This is a genomic window from Dietzia maris, from assembly GCF_036287335.1.
GTDB classification, from domain to species: Bacteria; Actinomycetota; Actinomycetes; order Mycobacteriales; family Mycobacteriaceae; genus Dietzia; species Dietzia cinnamea.
Genome location: NZ_CP143053.1, coordinates 3305405 through 3322666 on the forward strand (window position 1 = coordinate 3305405; position 17262 = coordinate 3322666).

The window sequence follows — 17262 nt, forward strand, 5'->3', positions numbered from 1 at the left end:
CTGCGCTACCGGTTCCGGGAGAGCCTGTTCCTCCTTCCCGCCCTGGTGATGATCGGCGGGATCCTCCTGGCCATCGCCGCCACCGCCGTGGACAACATGCTCGGCGACGAGGCCGAGGTCCCGCTCACCCTGGCGATGAGCAGCAACGCCGCCACCTGGCTGGTCGCGACCGTGGCGGGGGCGATGATCACCACGGTCGGCGTTGTCTTCTCCCTCACCGTGGTCAGCCTGCAGCTGGCCAGTAGCCAGTTCTCGCCCCGCGTGATGCGCTCGTTCATCCGCGACCGCCTCAGCCAGGGCGTCAGGTGGGCAACCTCGCGCGGGCGATCTCGGTCGAGGGACGCTCCGTCGTCGAGGCGGTCGCTTGCACTCCCGCCGACCTGCACGAAGTGGACCCCCGCGAGCACCCCTTACCCGAGGACGCCTCCGCCGTCCCGGCTCGACGCAGCGGCTGGGTCAGCCAGGTGGACATCGGCCAGATGCTCAGATCCGTGGACCCGGGCACCACGATCCGCATGGAAACCAGGGTCGGCGCCTACATCCACGAGGGCGAGCCCCTGTTCACCGTGCACCCGGCCCAGTCCCGGCGCACGGAGCACGCCCTGGCGGAAGTGATCGACGTCGCCGCCGCGCGGACGATGCTCCAAGACGTCGACTTCGCCATCCGGCAGCTCGTCGACATCGACCTTCGAGCACTGAGTCCTGCGATCAACGACCCGACCACGGCCGTGGAGATCCTGCTCCGGTTAGGTACTCTCATGCGCAAGGTCCTCACCTCCCCACCGGCACCGCTGGCGATCCGAGACGAGCAGGGGCGGGCACTCCTCCAACCGTGGAATCTGCACCCCGACGAGTTCGTCGAGCACGCCTTCGACCAGATACGCCACAGCTGCCTCGACCAGCCCGAAGTCGTGGCGACCTTGCTGCGGGTCCTTCGCATGCTCATCGCCCACGTTCACGAGGAGGGGTGCTCGGATCGCGCATCCACACCAGCCGCTGGTGGGAGCGCCACCGGGCGCGGCGCGAACGCCGGGCCCCGTCCGCCGTTCCACGCTGCCCCCCGGGGTCTTCACCGACCCGCCCTCCCACGACACCTCACCGCGGCGGGCGAATTCCGACTAGGCTCCGCTTATTCGTGATCCACGCCATATGAGTCCGGGGGGACCGTGCTACTTAGTCGAACCGCGATGCGCGCCGCCGCATTCACCGCCGCCATCACCACCACCGTCGCCGGAGGGGCCCTCGTCGCCCCTGCCGCATCAGCACAAGGGTCGTCCAACGACCCGGCGCCCGCGTTCTATCAGCCGCCGGCCGACCTCCCCACCGGCAGCGGGGCCCTGATCAAGACGGAGGCGTTCCCACTCGCCGGCGCCCTCCCGGACATTCCCGGCGCGGAGGCACTCACCGACGGCGCCGGCCCGATGTCGACGGACGCGCAGCGGATCATGTACACCTCGGTCGGGTCCAAGAACCAGCCGATCGCCGTGACCGGCACCTACCTCCAGCCGCGGGCCCCATGGGCCGGCGCCGGTTCGCGACCGCTCGCCGTGATCGCGCCGGGCACACAGGGGCAGGCTGACCACTGCGCGCCGTCGAAGACCTTCCAGAACGTGGCCAACGTCCAGACGGATCCGCCCGGCGTCGGGTTCGGCTACGAGATCATCCAGGCCTACGCCCTGCTGGCCCGCGGGTACGCGGTGGCCGTGACCGACTTCGAGGGCCTGGGCACGCCCGGCCTCCACTCGTATGTGCACCGCGAGGCCCAGGCCCGCGCCGTGCTCGACCTCGCCCGCGTCGCTCCGTCCATTCCCGGTGCGGACACCGGCCCGAACCCGCGCACGGTGTTCTCCGGGTATTCGCAGGGTGGCGGGGCAGTGGCAGCCGCGGCCGAACTGCATCCGGAGTATGCGCCGGAGGTCGACCTGGCCGGTACCGCCGCAGGCTCGCCACCGGCCGATCTGCTGGCCACGCTCGACCAGGCCGACGGGTCCGCCATCGCCGGCGTGATCGGCTACGCCCTCAACAGCCTCTCCGACGCCTACCCCGAATTGAAGGAGCGGATGGACGTCCACCTCACCGACGGTGGCCAGGCGATGCTGACCTCGACCGCCGACCAGTGCATCGGCGAGACCGCGGTCCAGTTCTTCCAGCACCGCACCGCCAACTACACCAAGACCGGCCGACCCGCCGTGGAGATCGTGCGCGAGGACCCGGTGGCCATGAAGTACCTGGAGATGCAGCGGGTGGGGCGGCTGAAGCCCACCACCCCGGTACGGATCGTCTCCCCCGTGAACGACGACGTCGTCCCCGGCCACCAGTCGCAGCAGCTCGGTCGCGACTGGTGCGCCCAGGGCGCCACGGTCGACATGGTCATCGACCCGATGCCCGCGATGGCGCCCGGCCTCGTGATCGGCCATGCCGCGCCCATGATCACCGGGCTGGACGGGAATCTGCGCTACCTCGATGACCGCATCAACGGGCTGCCGGCGCCCAGCAACTGCGGAACCTACTGACCTCGACCTCGGTTCCGCCGACCCCCGCCCCGGCCCGCACACCTCGCAGTCCTACGCCGTCTCCGTTCTGGCCACTGCCCGCCATCGAAGAGACCCCGCAAGCAGCTTGCGCAATCTAGTTGTAGAGTTGGCGCATGCCGGACCCCACCGCGTCTCGGGCCCCGGGCGGTCCCACCGAACCCGACGCCGTCACGCTCGCCGCCGACCTCCGCGAGGCACTGCGCCCGCTGTGGCGCCGGCTCAGCGCCCACAAGACACTGTCGATGGGCAAGACCGGGATCCTGTTCCACCTCGAGCAGCGCGGGCCCCTGACCGCCACCGACCTCGCCGGTCTCGAGCGGATCAGCCACCAGGCCGTGGCAAACGCCGTGAGAGAGCTCCAGGATCTCGGCCTGGTCTCGCGGAGCCCCGACCCGTCTGACGGTCGCCGCACACTCCTCGCACTCACCGAGGCCGGGCGCGACCGGCTGACCGCCGAGCGCGCCGCCGGCCAGGACTGGCTTGTCGACGCCGTCGCCGGCCAACTTCATGCTGACGAACGCGCCACCCTCGCCGCCGCGATTCCCCTGCTCCGCCGCCTGGACACCGGGACCGAGCGGTGACCGCGCCGTATCGCCGGCCGGCGCCCCGCTGGTTCACCCAGTCCCTCGTCTACGCCGCCCTGACCAGCTCGGTCGTGAGCTCGTTGGGCATGCTGCTGGTGCCGTCGGTGGCCGCGGAGTTCGGTGTCCCGGTGAGCACGGCGCAGTGGATGCTCACCATCAACCTGCTGGTCGGCGCGGTCGCCACCCCGATCATGGGCCGCCTCGCCGACGGCCCGCACACGCGGCGACTCCTCCTCGCCAGTCTGAGCGTCATCTTCGTCGGGTCGGTCGTGGCCACGCTCGCGCCGAATTTCGCCGTCTTCCTCATCGGCCGCGCCCTGCAAGGCCTGCTGTACGGCACGGTGCCCATCACGATCGCCCTCGCCCGCCGGCATCTCACGTTCACCGCGTCCCAGCCGACCATCTCCACGCTGTCGGTGACGGTCTCGGTGGGCATGGGGCTGGGCTATCCGCTCACCGGCATCCTCGCGGCGTCGTTCGACCTGCGGGCAGCATTCGCGTTCGCCGCCCTCTTCGTCGTCACCGCCGCGGCCGGGGTCTGGCGATTCGTGCCGGCGGGCCCCGATCCGCTGGCGCCCCGCACCCCGTTCGACACGACCGGAGCGCTTCTCCTGGGCACGGGCCTGGCGGCGCTGCTGCTGTGGATCTCCGAGTCGCAGACGTGGGGGTGGACCTCCGCGACCTCACTGGTGGTGCTGGTGGTTGCCCTGTATTCGCTGTTCTTCTGGGTGGTGCACAGTATTCGCACCCTGTACCCCCTGGTAAATCTGCGGGTGGTCCGCCGGCCGGAGGTCCTGCTGGCCAACGCCACCGCCATCGGCCTGGGCACCGCGATGTACATCGGCCTGTCCATCGCGAGCCTGGTGGCGCAGGCTCCGCAAGAGACGGGTTTCGGCCTCGCGGTGCCGCTGATGTGGGCGGGCTTCATGATGGCGCCCCTGTCGGTGGGCAGCCTCGTCGCCAACCGCACCGTCCGGGCCCTGTCCCGTCGGTTCGACATGGCGGTGTTCCTGCCGGTCGGCGCGGCCGTGATGACGGTGGCGTCGGTGCTGCTGTGGCTGCGGCACAGTGACTTCTGGACCCTGGCGATCGGCATGTTCCTCTTCGGCGCCGGCATCGGCTCGGGGTACGCAGCGATGCCCGCGCTCATCGCCCGCAGCGTGGCCGTGGACCAGCTGGGGAGCGCGGTGAGCTTCAACCAGGTCCTGCGCACGGTAGGTGGCGCGGTCGGTGCGGCGCTGTCGGCGGCGGTCCTCGCCGCGCACCCGTCCGGCTCGACCTACTCGACGGACGAGGGCATCACCATGGCGTTCGGCGTGGGCGTGGTGTGTTGTGCGGTGGTGATGGCGGCGTTGGTCGCCCACGCCGTACTGTCCCGCCGGCGTTCCGGGTAGAACGCGGGGAGAGGGGCGACGACGACGAGCCCGGCGGGGGCAGTGTCTTCGGTCAATCGCCCCTACTGACCGTTACCGGCCTTAACCTGGGCCGGTGACGACACTCGATGCGGTTCTCGCCTTTGCTGTGGTCGCCGGTCTGCTCACCCTGGTTCCCGGACTCGACACCGCGCTGGTTCTGAGGTCGTCGTTGACCCGCACTCGAAGGTACGCCTGGGCCACCGCCGCGGGCGTCGCGAGCGGCGCCATCGTCTGGGGCATCGCCGCCGCCCTGGGGATCTCAGTCCTACTCGGCGCATCGGAGACGGCCTACCGAGTGCTCACCACTGGCGGGGCGATCTACATGTGTTACCTGGGCGGATCGATGATGTGGCAGTCCTTCCGGCACGGCAGCGTGCGCATCGGACCGACTCGAACCACCGGGGTTCCGGCCAGTTCACCCTGGCGGGGTTGGCTCATCGGGGCCGGGACGAACCTGCTGAACCCGAAAGTCGGGGTCTTCTACATCGCCACGATCCCGCAGTTCCTGCCGCCGGACGCCTCGCCTCTGCCGATGGGCGCCGCCCTCGCCGGCGTGCACGGTGTACTGGCGTTGACGTGGTTCGGCCTGCTGATCACCGGAGGCTCGGTCGTTCGCCACCGACTCGCGAGCCCGAGAACGCTGATGGCGATCGACTGGACGACCGGGGTGGTCCTGTTGGGCTTCGGCGGCAAGTTACTGTACGACTCCTCGATCTCCGACCGCGCCGCCCTGCCGGCGGCCCTGCGAGCGGCCTGAACACCGCCCCTCGCTTAGCTCACCTGGCTGGGGCAGGCATCCACGCCGACGTTCAAGGTGATGTCGCCTGCTCGGTCAAAAGTAAAGGTCACGGGCACGGACTTGCCCGGCGCCACGCCTTCATTCAGCCCCACCAGGAAAACGGAGAACGGTTGGTCGGGAGCGGTGATCTCGTCGAGGTTCTCCACCGGTTGACCGGCTGCGATGGAGGCTTCGGGCGCGATCTTCAACGCCTCGCTCGGTGCATTGATCTCGACCGACTCCGCAGCCGGAGTCGAGATCGACGACAGGGTCTCGACCTCGGTGGCACTGCCATTGATCGCAGTGAAGCTCAACTGGGCGGGAGCATCCACTTGCAGCTCGCAGGTGATCGCGTAAGCCGGCGCGATGAACACGTTCTCGACAGACGTCTGCCCGGATTCCTCGCCCCCGCCCCGGTTGGACGACGACATGTTCGCGTCATCGGAGCCACACGCTGCCAGGGTCCCAAGCGCGAGCACCGTCGCGGCGGATGCGATGGTTCGGATCGACGTCGCGGCCATGATCTCAAGGGTAACCACAACTATCGACGTTCTTTCCGGTTCGCGTGGAAGACGAGACTCCTCGCGGTCGACGGCCAGCGGGAAGCCCTCGTCAGTAGGAGATGGCGCGCTCCTTGACCTTGAACCAGATCGAGAAGTCCTGGGCAGCCCGACGGACCTCGTCGTAGCTCGAGCCGCTGGTCAGATCGTCGAAACTGTCGCGGACACCGTCGACACCCGTGGGGCGGGTCTCCTTGGGCATCCCGAAACCCATCTTCCAGTCACCGAAGCTGCGCCGGGACGTCTGCTCCACGACCAGGACCTGCAATCGGTCGTGCCTGTCGTCAGCGGAGATGTCCTCCATCAGGGAATCGATCTCGGCGGGCGGTCCCTCCAGGAACTGGATGAAGGTGTCGTTGCGGTACAAGAGCAATCCGGCGGGCCTCACCTCACGGTTGCGACATCTCGTCGAACTTCCTGAACGCGCCATCCGACGTCTGATCGATATAACCCACGAAGTTCCCCCGGTGGCTACCGACGAAGAACGCATCCTCCACCTGCGACCAGCGGACATCGTCGTCGTGGTCGCCGTTGCTTTCCTGGCTCATTGCCGCCACTTCATTCGCATCGCGAGTGGCCTTCGCGCGGACCTCGGGGACCGGCTTTCACCACAAACGACCCAGTTTGTCAGGGGCCAGCCGATGCCGGCACCGGTGGCAGAGGTGCGAGCAGGCCTCTGACCTCGGCCAGGCGGCCCGTGCCGACTCCTCTCACCAGGTGATGCGCTCCGGGCGGGCGTCGGCGAGGATCTCCTCGCGATCGTCGGCCAGCAGGAAGCCCTCCTCGATGAGCCGGTCGGTGGCCTCGGCGTAGGCCCGCAGGTACTCGTCGCGATCCGACCACCGCTGCCGCAACTGCTCGTCGGGAACCACCTCCGTGCGACCGAGCAACATGCAGAACGGCGCGGAGTGCGGATAGGGCGCACCGACCAACCTCTCGACCGGCGCCTCCACGGCCGGGGTCCTCACGCCACCGCGGCCGATGCCCAGGTCACCGGGGACCACCTCGTCGTCGTCGTACTCCACCGGCGGCGCGACCGGCGGGCGCGCTCCCCCGCCGATCCACGTGATGAGGTGGCGCAGCGCGGCCCGGCACACGAACACCTGCTGGCCGCTGTTGATCGCGCCGCCGCAGTCGACCATCCCCGCGAGCTCGCCCAACTGGTAGGCGTCCGCGTGGGCCTGGCCGGCGATCTCCCAGGTGACGATCTTGTCGGAGTCGGGCTGGCGGGCGCGAGCCGAGTCGAGCAGGCCACCGAGGTCGCCCTCGGCCTGCACTACCAGGACGGGCGCGTCGAGGTCATCGCGCAAGCGCAGGGTCTGCGACGAGACGGCGGCGGCGATGCCGGCCGCGCGGCCGCGGTCGCCGAACGGCAGGGCCCCGCCGCCGCGGCTGTGCAGCAGGAACCCGTCGAACACGCCGACCAGCGGGTGCACGCCGTCGATGTAGGAGGTCAGTGCGATGGCCGACTGCGACTCCCCGATCGCGATCACCGTCTCCGGAGCGAGCCCGGCCAGCGGTCCGACGTCGAGCGGGGCCCCGCCCTCTCGCGACCCGCCCGCCGCGCGGCAGTAACGGCCGACCTGGGTGACGATGTCGTAGGCGTACGCGTCACCGGGATGGTGCAGGTCGCCGTACCGCCCCTCGCGCTGAGCGCGCAGGCCTCCGGTCTGGCCGCCCATCCCCACGGCCGCGTCGCCGCCCTCGACGGCGATGAACTGCGCCGACACCCCGACCCACGCGTGGCCGGCGCGCACGATCTCCTCCGCGAGGTAGGTGTACTCGGGCGCGGCGTCCTGGCCACCGCTGACGTTGAGCCACTCCACCAGCACCACGCCGCTGAACCGTTCGGCGGACGGGCGGCGGACCAACACGCGGGTGCAGTAGGGCTGGGAGTCGGCCTCGGCGAGCGTGACCCGGCCATCGGTGGGCAGCTCGCCGACCGAGTACGACACCGCCTCGCCCGCACACGACCACTCGGACTCGATGAACCCCGCGGCGGGGAGGTCCGGGCCTGGGCGGGCGGCCATGGGCGGCACGGCCCGGCCCTCGGTGAGTTCGGTGAACGTCGGCGACTGCGCTGGCTGCATGGCCTCAATTCTGCCCGCCCCTGACGCGCCTGGAACACGTTTCCGCGACCCGGAGTGAGGCCCCCGCCGGGCCTCCGGGGGTCGGCGAGAGCTGACCCCCGTCGCTACTGCCCGTCCGGACCGGGAGCGTCATCCGCCGCCGTGGACGGGGTCGACTCAGCGGTCGACGAGGGCGACGTCGTGACGACGCTGGTCGGCGGGGACGTCGACGTGACGACACTGGTCTGCCGCGAACTCGTCGCCGGCGCCGCGGCGTCCTCGACCGGGGCCCGGGTCCGCGAACTGGTCCGGGTGGGCGTGGCGGGGGGCCCGGCCGAGAGCGTGGCCGCCGACGTCCGCGCGGGCGACGGTGTGGGCGTCGGCGCCGCCGGGCCCGGCCGCTCGGACGGTGCACAGCTGGTCAGGTGCTTCTGCGCCATCCACGCCGGCGCACCCTTGGCGATCGCCTCGGCCGGGCAGGTCCCCAGGTGGATCGACACGTCTGGGGCCCGTCGCCACCTGCCGTCCGAGTACGCCACCCAGTAGGGATCACCCGACACGGCGCTGGCCATGACGGCCCAGCCTGCCTGGCAGTCGATGATCCGCGCACCGCTGTTCGGGAACAGCAGGTCGGCGTTGATCACCGCGGAATCGCACTCCGGCCCCGTCACCTCCAGCACCCCGGCGCCCTCGGGACCGGAGGGCCGCGGGACGATCCAGGACATCCGGGGAGAAGCCACTCCCGGCAGCCGAGGGCGAGACCTCGACGGCCGGTGTCTCCGACCCGGACCCACTGCTGCGGACCAGGGCGACCACGCCCACCCCGACCACGAGCACGGCGAGGGCGGCCGCCAGAACAGTGATCAGCGTCCTGGAAGCCGTGAGTTCGGGGCGACCGGTCATCGCGCCTCTCCTGCACGGTCGGAACCACACCCGTTTGTGAGGTCATTTTTATGCTACGGGGCGCGTCAAGTGGGCGATCGGTCGCCGATACCCGCCCCGCGGTCGGCGGTTATCGGAGAGGATCGTGCCCATGACGGACTCCACTCGCACCCTGGCCGGAAAGACCCTGCTGATGTCGGGCGGCAGCCGCGGCATCGGCCTGGCCATCGCCCTGCGCGCCGCCCGCGACGGTGCGAACATCGCGATGCTCGCCAAGACCGACACTCCCCACCCGAAGCTCGAGGGCACCGTGCACACCGCCGCGGCCCAGATCGAGGAGGCGGGAGGGAAGGCCCTGGCCGTGGTGGGCGACGTTCGGAACGAGGACTCGGTGCAGGAGGCCGTCGACAGGACGGTCGAGGCGTTCGGCGGGATCGACATCGTGGTCAACAACGCCAGCGCGATCGACCTGTCACCGACCCCTGACCTGGCCATGAAGAAGTACGACCTCATGCAGGACATCAACTGCCGCGGCTCGTTCCTGCTGTCCAAGACGGCGCTGCCGCACCTGGAGGCCTCGGACGCCGCCCACATCCTCACGCTGTCCCCGCCGCTCAATCTCAATCCCAAGTGGGCGGGCAGCTTCCTCGGCTACACGATCGCCAAGTACGGCATGAGCCTGGTGACGTTGGGCCTGGCCGAAGAGCTCAAGGGACGCGGGATCGCGGCCAACAGCCTGTGGCCGCGCACCACCATCGCCACCGCCGCCGTGGCCAACCTGCTCGGCGGCGAGGAGATGGTCGCGCGCAGCCGCACGCCGGAGATCATGGCCGACGCCGCGCACGCGGTCCTCACGCGCGACCCCCGCGAGTGTACGGGCAACTTCTTCATCGACGACGACGTCCTCACCGAGGAGGGCGTCACCGACTTCTCCGTCTACGGCGGCCCCCTCGAGGAGCTGGAGCTCGACATCTTCCTCGACGCCTGAGCCCGGTGGCGGCGCGCTCTGAGGCCGCGCCGGAGCCGCGCAGCGTGCCGACAGACGGCCGGCCGCTACTTCGCGTCGGCGAGCGCGTAGGCCGCGCCCGACGCCGCCGCCGTCACCGTGAGCACCGCCGGCCACGAGCCCATCTTCTTGGCCAGCGGGTGCGAGGCGCCGAACGCCGCCACGTACAGCGCCGACAGGCCCACCGTGGTGGGCACGTCGGTCTTGGCCGCCCACGAGCGACCGGCCCAGACGCCGGCCGCCGCCAGCACGACCCCACCGAGCGGACGGATCCCCGTCTCACGGGCGGTCAACCACCCGCCGAGCAGCCCGGTGGCCACGACGGCGGCGGTGGAGACGGACTCAGGACTCTTCACATCGATCATCGGCATGACCCGATCCTATGGCCGACGCCCACGTGGGCGGGACGGGCGTTCCTCGTCGTCGTCGCCGTATCTCTCGGTACGGTGAGCCCAACGCCGCCCGCACGCGCCCCCGGCGGCGACGCCCCGACCGCCCCACAGGAGGCCCCGTGACCAGTCAGGACACCGCCACGCACGTGCTCGATGAAGTGGTGGCGCTGAAGCCGCTCGGCGAGAACCTCTACCGCGGTCGCACGCACGAGGCGTACGCCAACATGGTCGGGCCGTTCGGCGGCACCACCGCGGCGACGATGCTGGCCGCGGTCCTGCAGCACCCCGAGCGGCACGGTGACCCGCTCGCGCTGACCCTCAACTACGCCGGCCCCGTCGCCGATGGCGACTTCCTCATCGAGGCGCGCCCCGCCCGCACCAACCGCTCGAACCAGCACTGGTGGATCGAGATGCGCCAGGGCGACGACGTGGTCACCACGGCCACGGCCATCACCGGACTGCGGCGCGAGACGTGGTCGGAGACCGAGGCCGCCGCGCCCGCAGTGCCCGCCCCGGAGGAGGTGCCCTCCGCCGGCGCGGACCGCGGCGTGAGGTGGGCGGAGAACTACGACATGCGGTTCATCGAGGGGGGATGGGACGCCGTCGCGGCGGGCGAGGAGAGCCCGGTGTCGACGACGACGATGTGGATCCGCGACGCCCCGGCCCGCGGACTCGACCATCTCGCACTGACGGCCATGTGCGATTCGTTCTTCCCGCGCGCGTTCCTGCGGCTCGGTCGGCCGGTCCCCGCGGGCACGGTGACGCTGACGATCCACTTCCTGGCCACCGCCGACGAGATCGCCGCCCAGGGCACCGACTTCCTGCTGGGCAGCGTGCACTCGCACCGCTTCCACGGCAACTACCACGACGAGGCCGCGCGCCTATGGGGCCGCGACGGGACGCTGCTGGCGACGGGCACGCAGCTTATGTATTTCAAAAGCTGAGTATTTCAAGAGCTGAGTACTTCAGGAGCTCAGTACTTCAAGAGTTAGGACGGCCCATGTCGGCGACCCGGAACCATTCCACCCACGAGGTCCTCAACCAGGCTCCGCCGCGGGTCGACGTGGACGAGTTCGCCCTCAACCCGGCGCTGCAGGACGCGGTGGCGACCTTCTCCCCGCATGCGCGGATCGAGGGGTTCCACGAGATCGGCCGCCACGTCGGCACCGCGCGGTACCAACACGACGCCGAGCTCGCCAACACCCACCTGCCCGTGCACCACTCGCACGACCGGTGGGGCAACCGCGTCGACGAGATCGAGTTCCACCCCTCCTACCACCGCATCATGGAGTACTCGGTGGCCCACGGACTGCACACCTCGGCGTGGGCCGACCCCGGTCAGGGCGCCAACGTCGAGCGGGCGGCCGGGTTCATGCTGGTCTCCCAGGTCGAGGCCGGGCACGGCTGCCCGCTGTCCATGACACACGCCGTGGTCCCGTCGTTGCGCCTGAGCCCGGAGCTGGCCGCCGAGTGGGAGCCCGCGCTGCTCTCCCGCGTCTACGACCCGGAGCTACGCGACCCCGAAACCAAATCGGGCGTGCTGTTCGGCATGGCGATGACCGAGAAGCAGGGCGGTTCGGACGTGCGCGCGAACACCACGATCGCTGAGCCCGTCACCACCGGTGGCTCCGGGGCCGCGGGCGACTCGGGCTGCCATGTCCTGCGCGGCCACAAGTGGTTCTGCTCGGCACCGCAGTCGGACGCGTTCCTCGTGCTGGCGCAGGCGCCAGAGGGGCTGAGCTGCTTCCTCGTCCCACGCGTGCTGCCGGGTGGCGAGCGCAACCCGTTCCTCGTGCAGCGGCTCAAGGACAAACTCGGCAACAAGTCCAACGCGTCCTCCGAGGTGGAGTTCGACGGCACGCTCGGGTGGATGGTCGGCGAGCCCGGCCGCGGCGTGCGCACGATCATCGAGATGGTCGGTCGCACGCGGCTGGACTGTGTGCTCGGCGCCGCGGCGGGAATGCGGCAGGGCGTGGCCGAGGCCGCGTGGCACGCCCGGCACCGGGCGGCGTTCGGCGCGACACTCGTCGACCAGCCCGCGATGGCGGCCGTCCTGGCCGACCTGCAGCTCGAGTCCGAGGCCGCGACGTGGACGGCCTTGAGGTTGGCGTCGGCGTACGACGACGAGGAATTCGCCCCCTACCGTCGGCTGGCCACCGCGGTGGCGAAGTACTGGGTCTGCAAGCGCGGGCCGAACCACGCCTACGAGTCGCTGGAGTGCCTCGGCGGCAACGGCTACACCGAGGCGTTCCCACTCGCGCGCCGCTACCGGGAGCAGCCGGTGCTGGCGGTGTGGGAGGGCTCGGGCAACGTCATCGCCCTGGACGTGCTGCGGGCCATGACCCGGGAACCGGAGTCGGTAGCGGCGTTCGATGCCGAGCTGTCCGCGCAGCTGGGCGGTCACGAGCTGTACGACCGGCACGTCGAGCGGGTGCGCGGGCTCGTGAGCCGGGCCGCCGCCGACCCGGGCGCGGCGCCCGGGATCGCGCGACGGCTGGTCGAGTCGATGGCGCTGGCCCAGCAGGCCGCGGTCCTGCTCGCCCACGCCCCGGCCCCGGTCGCGGAGGCGTTCTGCCTGGCCCGCCTCGGCGACGACCGCTCGGCCGAGTACGGCGCCCTGCCCGACGGTGTGGACATCCGCGCACTGGTCGAGAGGGCCTGACCCGGCGCGCGGCAGAGAAACGACACCGCCGGTTTCGGAAATCGCGTGACAGCACGTGAGCCGTGTCACACACTGGGGGCATCCCCACAACGAGGTGCTGTATGTCAATTTCCGGTGAGCCGCGCGAGAAGGTCTTCCGTCCCGGGCCCGCGCCGCTGCGCTCCCACCTGCCGGTGCTGGGCAAGACGCTGGAATATGTGCACGACCCACTGTCCGCGATGGCCCGTCGCTATCGCGACCACGGCCCGGTCTCCGATCTCAACCTCCTCGGCCGGACCAGGACCGCGCTCATCGGCCCCGACGCGTGCCAGGCCGCTCTGCAGAACGGCGACAAGGCGTTCGCCAGCGGCCCGGGCTGGGGATACCTGGTGGGGCCGTTCTTCAATCGCGGGCTGATGCTGCTCGACTTCGAGGAGCACAAGCACTACCGGCAGATCATGCAGGAGGCGTTCACCCGCCCCCGGCTCGAGGGCTACACGCGGACGCTCGCGCCGCTCGTCGACGCGGGAATCGCGTCCTGGTCGCCGGACCGGGCGTTCCGGATCTACCCCGCACTCAAGTCGCACACGCTCGACCTGGCGACCGACGTGTTCATGGGCGGCGCCGAGTACGCCGTTCCCGGCGAGATCGACCGTGTGAACACGGCTTTCGTCGACTGCGTGCAGGCGGCCAACGGGTACGTCCGGTCGACGGCCCCGGTGCCGTTCACCAAGTGGGGCCGCGCCACCCGCGGCCGCCGGCTGCTGGAGGAGTTCCTCCGCCGCCATCTTCCGGCCCGCCGCGCGAATCCGGGAGAGGACCTGTTCTCCGCGCTGTGTCAGGTGGCGGACGCCTCCGGCGGGATCGACGACGACGACATCATCAACCAGATGATCTTCCTGCTGATGGCCGCGCATGACACCACGACCAGCACGGTGACGTCGATGGTCTACGAACTGGGCCGCGACGTGGAATGGCAGGAGCGGCTGCGTCGGCAGTGCCTGGCGCTGGGCCCGAACCCGAGCATGGCCGAGCTGGAGGAGCTGCCTGACCTCGCATTGGTGATGAAGGAGACGCTGCGTCTGCACCCGCCGGTTCCGGTGCTGGCCCGCAAGACGGTCAAGGACACCGAGATCCTCGGGGTGGAGATCCCGGCGGGTCGGCTCATCTCGGTGATGCCGCTGTACTCACACCACATGCCCGAGTACTGGACGGACCCGGAGATCTTCGACCCGGAGCGGTTTTCCGAGGAGCGGCGGGAGGACAAGTCGCACCGCTTCGCGTGGGAGCCTTTCGGCGGTGGCGTGCACAAGTGCCTCGGCATGATCTTCGCCAACCTCGAGTCGAAGCTCGTGCTGAGCGCGCTGCTGCGCCACTTCGAGTGGTCGGTGCCGCTGGACTACTCCCCGCCCATGAAGAACGACTCGCTGCCCTACCCCGGCGACGGGCTGCCCGTCGCCCTGCGCCGGCTCTCGCGCGTCCACGCCTGACCCGCCGCCGCCCACCCGCCCGCACCTGCTCCGGGTGCGGGCGCGGGCATATGCGCAGCTAGAGTCGCCCGCGCCGGCGCCACCTATCCGATTCCGCGGCGCCTACCGGATCCGCTAGGTGGCGCAGATCGCGATAGGCGGCGTGGGGATCTGGTAGGTGGCGAGAGATCCGATAGGTGAGCTGAGCGCCGGGCGGGCGGCCGGCAGCCCCGCTGTCAGACGAGAAGACGGTTCCGCCCGCGTCGGCCGAGTGGGCGCGTGCGGAACCGTCTTTTCGATGGGCGAACCGCCGCCCGGCGGCCATGCCCGGCGGACTCGGGCGGCGGGGCGGAGGACCCGGGCGGTGGGGCGGCGGGGCCGGGGTCAGCTCTCGAGGGCGTTGATCACCTCGAGCTCGCCCTCCGAATGCGAGGCGCGGATGCGCTTCTTGTCCAGCTTGCCGACCGAGGTCTTGGGGATCTCGTCGACAAAGGCGAAGCGCTCCGGCACCTGCCACTTGGCCATCCGCTGTGCCAGGTGCGCGCGGAGCTCCTCGACGTCCGGATCGGGGATGCCCTCCTTGACGACGATCGCGGCCAGCGGGCGCTCGTCCCACTTGGGATCCGGCACACCGACAACGGCCGCCTCGGCCACGGCCGGGTGCTCGAGCAGGTAGTTCTCCACCTCGACCGAGGAGATCCACTCGCCGCCGGACTTGATGATGTCCTTGGCGCGGTCGGTCAGCTGGAGGAAGCCCTCGGGCCGCACGTAACCCACGTCGCCGGTGCGCAGCCAGCCGTCATCGAACGAGTCCGAGTTGTCGACCTTGTAGTAGCTTCCGGTGATCCACGGGCCGCGGACCTGCAGCTCGCCCACAGACTCGCCGTCCCACGGCAACTCGTTGCCGGCGTCGTCGACGATCCGCGCCTTGACGCCCGCGAGGAAACGACCCTGGGTGGTCCGCAGCTGGAACTGCTTCTCCTCCGGCAGCTCCGCCTTGGGCCGCGACAGCGTGCCGATGGGCGAGGTCTCGGTCATCCCCCAGGCGTGGATGATGTTGATCCCGTAGCGCTCCTTGAACTTACGGATCAACTCCGGCGGGCAGGAGCTGCCGCCCACCACCACGGCGCGGAAGCTCGACATGTCCACGGGGTGGTCCACGCTGTAGGCATCCAAGGCCATCCAGATGGTCGGCACGGCGGCGGCCAGCGTGGGACGCTCGGAGGCGATCATCGCGGCGAGCGGCTCGGGCTGCAGGAACCGCTCCGGCATGAGCAGCGAGGCGCCCACCATGAACGCGGCGTACGGCAGGCCCCACGACATGGCGTGGAACATCGGGACGATCGCCAGGACGTTGTCATCCACCGAGATGTCCATGCCGTCGGACATGCACACCTGCATCGAGTGCAGGTAGATCGAGCGGTGCGAGTAGACGACGCCCTTCGGGTCGCCGGTCGTGCCCGAGGTGTAGGCCATCGCGGCGGCTGAGTTCTCGTCGACCTCCGGCCACTCGAACTCCGTGGGCTGCGCGGCCAGGAGCGCCTCGTAGTCGTGCACCTGCACGCCCTCGGGAGCCTCCAGGCTCGCGGCGCCACCACCGGTCACGATCACGTGCTCGACCGTCGAGAAGCGGGGCAGGAGCGGCTGCAGCAGCGGGATCAGGCTCGGGTCGACGATGACGACCTTGTCCTCGGCGTGGTTGGCCACGAACTCGAGCTGGTCCGGGAAAAGCCGGATGTTGAGCGGGTGCAGCACCGCGCCCATCGACGGGATGGCCAGGTAGGCCTCCAGGTGCTCGGAGTTGTTCCACTGGAAGGTGGCGACCCGCTGGTCACCGTCGATCCCCAGCGACCGCAGGGCGTGGGCCAGCTGCGCAGCGCGCTTGCCGAGATCGCCGAACGAGAGCTTGCGCGGCCCCTCCGCGGTCCAGGTGGTGACCACGGCATCGGCGTGGACGGTCGAACCGAACTGCAGGATCGTGCTGATGTTCAGCTGCTCCGGCATCATCGTGCTGCGCATGGGCGGGACTCCTTACTCGCGGGGCGTGCGTGACCTGAGGGGACGCGTGGGTATGCCGTAGATCACTCTGAAGGTCGAGACTACTCCCGACCCCTTCCGACCTATCCGCTCAGGGGGGAATCGCCCGCTTCGGCGTCGAGGGCGTCGAACACCTCCTGGACCGTCTTCATCGCCGACAGGGCGGCGGGCGCCCCGCAGTACCCCGAGGCGTGGATGACGGCCTCGGTGATCTCCTCCCGCGTCAGCCCGTTGGTCAGGCCCCCGCGGACGTGGCCGGCCAGCTCGGCGTTCGCGCGCAGCGCCACCAGCATGCCGATGTTGAGCAGACTCCTGTCCCGCCGACCCAGGCCCGGCCGGTCCCAGATGTTGCCCCACACGTTCTCGGTGACCACGTACTGGATGGCCTCCGACGCCGTCCCGGCCGCCCGGTCCATCGCCCGGTCGACGAAGGCGTCCCCCATCACCTCCCGCCTGGTCGCGAATCCCTGCTCGCGCAGGTCCCGGGCCGCTGGCCCGTTGTCGGCGGAACTCGTCGTCGTCATCTGCTGGTCCTTCCACTGGGCGTCATCCGTCAGTGCCTCGTGAGGCACCGACCATCCTCCCCTGTCCCGTCTCCGCCGAAAGCGCCACGCCCGCCCCGCCGGCGGAGCACTCTGGGGACAGGTATCCGGCTCGGGAAGGCGGCCCGCCATGCACTCTCGGACAACCCGACGGATCGCACGCGCGGTCCTCGCGCTCGGACTCGCGCCCGTCCTGGCGCTGTCGGCCTGCTCGACCGAGCCCGGAGGGGCCGAGGAGGACGCGACGGCCACCTCGTCGTCGTCGCCCCCGGACCGCACCACCTCCGCGCGTCCCGGCACGCTCGGCGGCGAGCCCCTCCCGGTCCAGGACACGGCGCCGTGCGCGTAGGACG

Annotated in this window: 18 protein-coding genes and 1 pseudogene; 12 read left to right on the forward strand and 7 right to left on the reverse strand. The window is 70.4% G+C overall.

Going from position 1 to position 17262, the window contains the following annotated elements:
• Window positions 1–48: 48 nt before the first annotated feature.
• From VYL96_RS17305 to VYL96_RS15435, 6 genes and pseudogenes are all read left to right on the forward strand, one after another.
• Window positions 49–242 (forward strand): annotated as a pseudogene (locus tag VYL96_RS17305) (DUF2254 family protein); the annotation flags it as partial.
• A gap of 63 nt (window positions 243–305) precedes the next feature.
• Window positions 306–1139 (forward strand): DUF2254 family protein, encoded by an 834-nt coding sequence (locus tag VYL96_RS15415; RefSeq protein ID WP_243699599.1) that lies wholly within the window; start codon window positions 306–308, stop codon window positions 1137–1139.
• A 48-nt stretch (window positions 1140–1187) separates the two neighbouring features.
• Entirely contained in the window at window positions 1188–2513 is a 1326-nt protein-coding gene (locus VYL96_RS15420) for a lipase family protein (RefSeq protein WP_131885173.1), read from the forward strand.
• 134 nt (window positions 2514–2647) lie between these two features.
• Window positions 2648–3115, forward strand: coding sequence for a MarR family winged helix-turn-helix transcriptional regulator (locus VYL96_RS15425; RefSeq protein WP_131885174.1), 468 nt, complete (start codon window positions 2648–2650; stop codon window positions 3113–3115).
• Complete coding sequence (locus VYL96_RS15430; protein WP_131885175.1) at window positions 3112–4512, forward strand: MFS transporter; 1401 nt, start codon at window positions 3112–3114, stop codon at window positions 4510–4512. The genes VYL96_RS15425 and VYL96_RS15430 overlap by 4 nt, the downstream gene beginning before the upstream one ends.
• 94 nt (window positions 4513–4606) lie before the next feature.
• Window positions 4607–5290 carry a LysE family translocator gene (locus VYL96_RS15435; RefSeq protein WP_131885176.1) on the forward strand — a complete coding sequence of 228 codons (684 nt, stop codon included), beginning with the start codon at window positions 4607–4609 and terminating at the stop codon, window positions 5288–5290.
• Window positions 5291–5304: 14 nt separating this feature from the next.
• On the opposite strand, the gene VYL96_RS15440 is transcribed toward VYL96_RS15435, so the two are convergent.
• The 4 genes from VYL96_RS15440 to VYL96_RS15455 all read right to left on the reverse strand — a co-directional run bounded on the left by VYL96_RS15440 (window position 5305) and on the right by VYL96_RS15455 (window position 7961).
• On the reverse strand, window positions 5305–5832 hold the full coding sequence (locus VYL96_RS15440) for a copper chaperone PCu(A)C domain-containing protein (RefSeq protein ID WP_131885177.1): 528 nt from the start codon (window positions 5830–5832) through the stop codon (window positions 5305–5307).
• A gap of 91 nt (window positions 5833–5923) precedes the next feature.
• A complete protein-coding gene (locus tag VYL96_RS15445) occupies window positions 5924–6238 on the reverse strand; it encodes a BLUF domain-containing protein (RefSeq protein ID WP_243699600.1) in 315 nt (104 codons plus the stop codon).
• Between the two features lie 22 nt (window positions 6239–6260).
• Window positions 6261–6419, reverse strand: a complete 159-nt coding sequence (locus VYL96_RS15450) for a hypothetical protein (protein WP_243699601.1) — start codon at window positions 6417–6419, stop codon at window positions 6261–6263.
• 162 nt (window positions 6420–6581) lie between these two features.
• Entirely contained in the window at window positions 6582–7961 is a 1380-nt protein-coding gene (locus VYL96_RS15455; protein WP_329438158.1) for an alpha/beta hydrolase domain-containing protein, read from the reverse strand.
• A gap of 141 nt (window positions 7962–8102) precedes the next feature.
• Here VYL96_RS15455 and VYL96_RS15460 point away from each other — a divergent pair, with 141 nt between their 5' ends.
• Window positions 8103–8486 carry a hypothetical protein gene (locus VYL96_RS15460; RefSeq protein WP_061229797.1) on the forward strand — a complete coding sequence of 128 codons (384 nt, stop codon included), beginning with the start codon at window positions 8103–8105 and terminating at the stop codon, window positions 8484–8486.
• A gap of 487 nt (window positions 8487–8973) precedes the next feature.
• Window positions 8974–9810 carry an SDR family oxidoreductase gene (locus VYL96_RS15465; RefSeq protein WP_061229798.1) on the forward strand — a complete coding sequence of 279 codons (837 nt, stop codon included), beginning with the start codon at window positions 8974–8976 and terminating at the stop codon, window positions 9808–9810.
• A 65-nt stretch (window positions 9811–9875) separates the two neighbouring features.
• Here VYL96_RS15465 and VYL96_RS15470 read toward each other — a convergent pair whose 3' ends face one another.
• Window positions 9876–10199 (reverse strand): hypothetical protein, encoded by a 324-nt coding sequence (locus VYL96_RS15470; RefSeq protein WP_007633082.1) that lies wholly within the window; start codon window positions 10197–10199, stop codon window positions 9876–9878.
• A gap of 140 nt (window positions 10200–10339) precedes the next feature.
• On the opposite strand from VYL96_RS15470, the gene VYL96_RS15475 reads away from it, so the two are divergent.
• The 3 genes from VYL96_RS15475 to VYL96_RS15485 all read left to right on the forward strand — a co-directional run bounded on the left by VYL96_RS15475 (window position 10340) and on the right by VYL96_RS15485 (window position 14351).
• Entirely contained in the window at window positions 10340–11164 is an 825-nt protein-coding gene (locus VYL96_RS15475) for an acyl-CoA thioesterase (RefSeq protein ID WP_243699602.1), read from the forward strand.
• A gap of 56 nt (window positions 11165–11220) precedes the next feature.
• Window positions 11221–12882, forward strand: coding sequence for an acyl-CoA dehydrogenase family protein (locus VYL96_RS15480; protein WP_131885180.1), 1662 nt, complete (start codon window positions 11221–11223; stop codon window positions 12880–12882).
• Between the two features lie 101 nt (window positions 12883–12983).
• Window positions 12984–14351, forward strand: a complete 1368-nt coding sequence (locus tag VYL96_RS15485) for a cytochrome P450 (RefSeq protein ID WP_131885181.1) — start codon at window positions 12984–12986, stop codon at window positions 14349–14351.
• A 363-nt stretch (window positions 14352–14714) separates the two neighbouring features.
• On the opposite strand, the gene VYL96_RS15490 is transcribed toward VYL96_RS15485, so the two are convergent.
• Both VYL96_RS15490 and VYL96_RS15495 read right to left on the reverse strand, forming a co-directional pair.
• The gene (locus VYL96_RS15490; RefSeq protein WP_131885182.1) at window positions 14715–16349 is read right to left on the reverse strand and encodes a long-chain fatty acid--CoA ligase; all 1635 of its coding nucleotides are present in this window, start codon (window positions 16347–16349) and stop codon (window positions 14715–14717) included.
• A gap of 101 nt (window positions 16350–16450) precedes the next feature.
• Complete coding sequence (locus tag VYL96_RS15495) at window positions 16451–16891, reverse strand: carboxymuconolactone decarboxylase family protein (protein WP_061917282.1); 441 nt, start codon at window positions 16889–16891, stop codon at window positions 16451–16453.
• Window positions 16892–17039: 148 nt separating this feature from the next.
• Here VYL96_RS15495 and VYL96_RS15500 point away from each other — a divergent pair, with 148 nt between their 5' ends.
• Window positions 17040–17258, forward strand: coding sequence for a hypothetical protein (locus tag VYL96_RS15500; RefSeq protein ID WP_131885183.1), 219 nt, complete (start codon window positions 17040–17042; stop codon window positions 17256–17258).
• The last annotated feature ends 4 nt before the right edge of the window (window positions 17259–17262 follow it).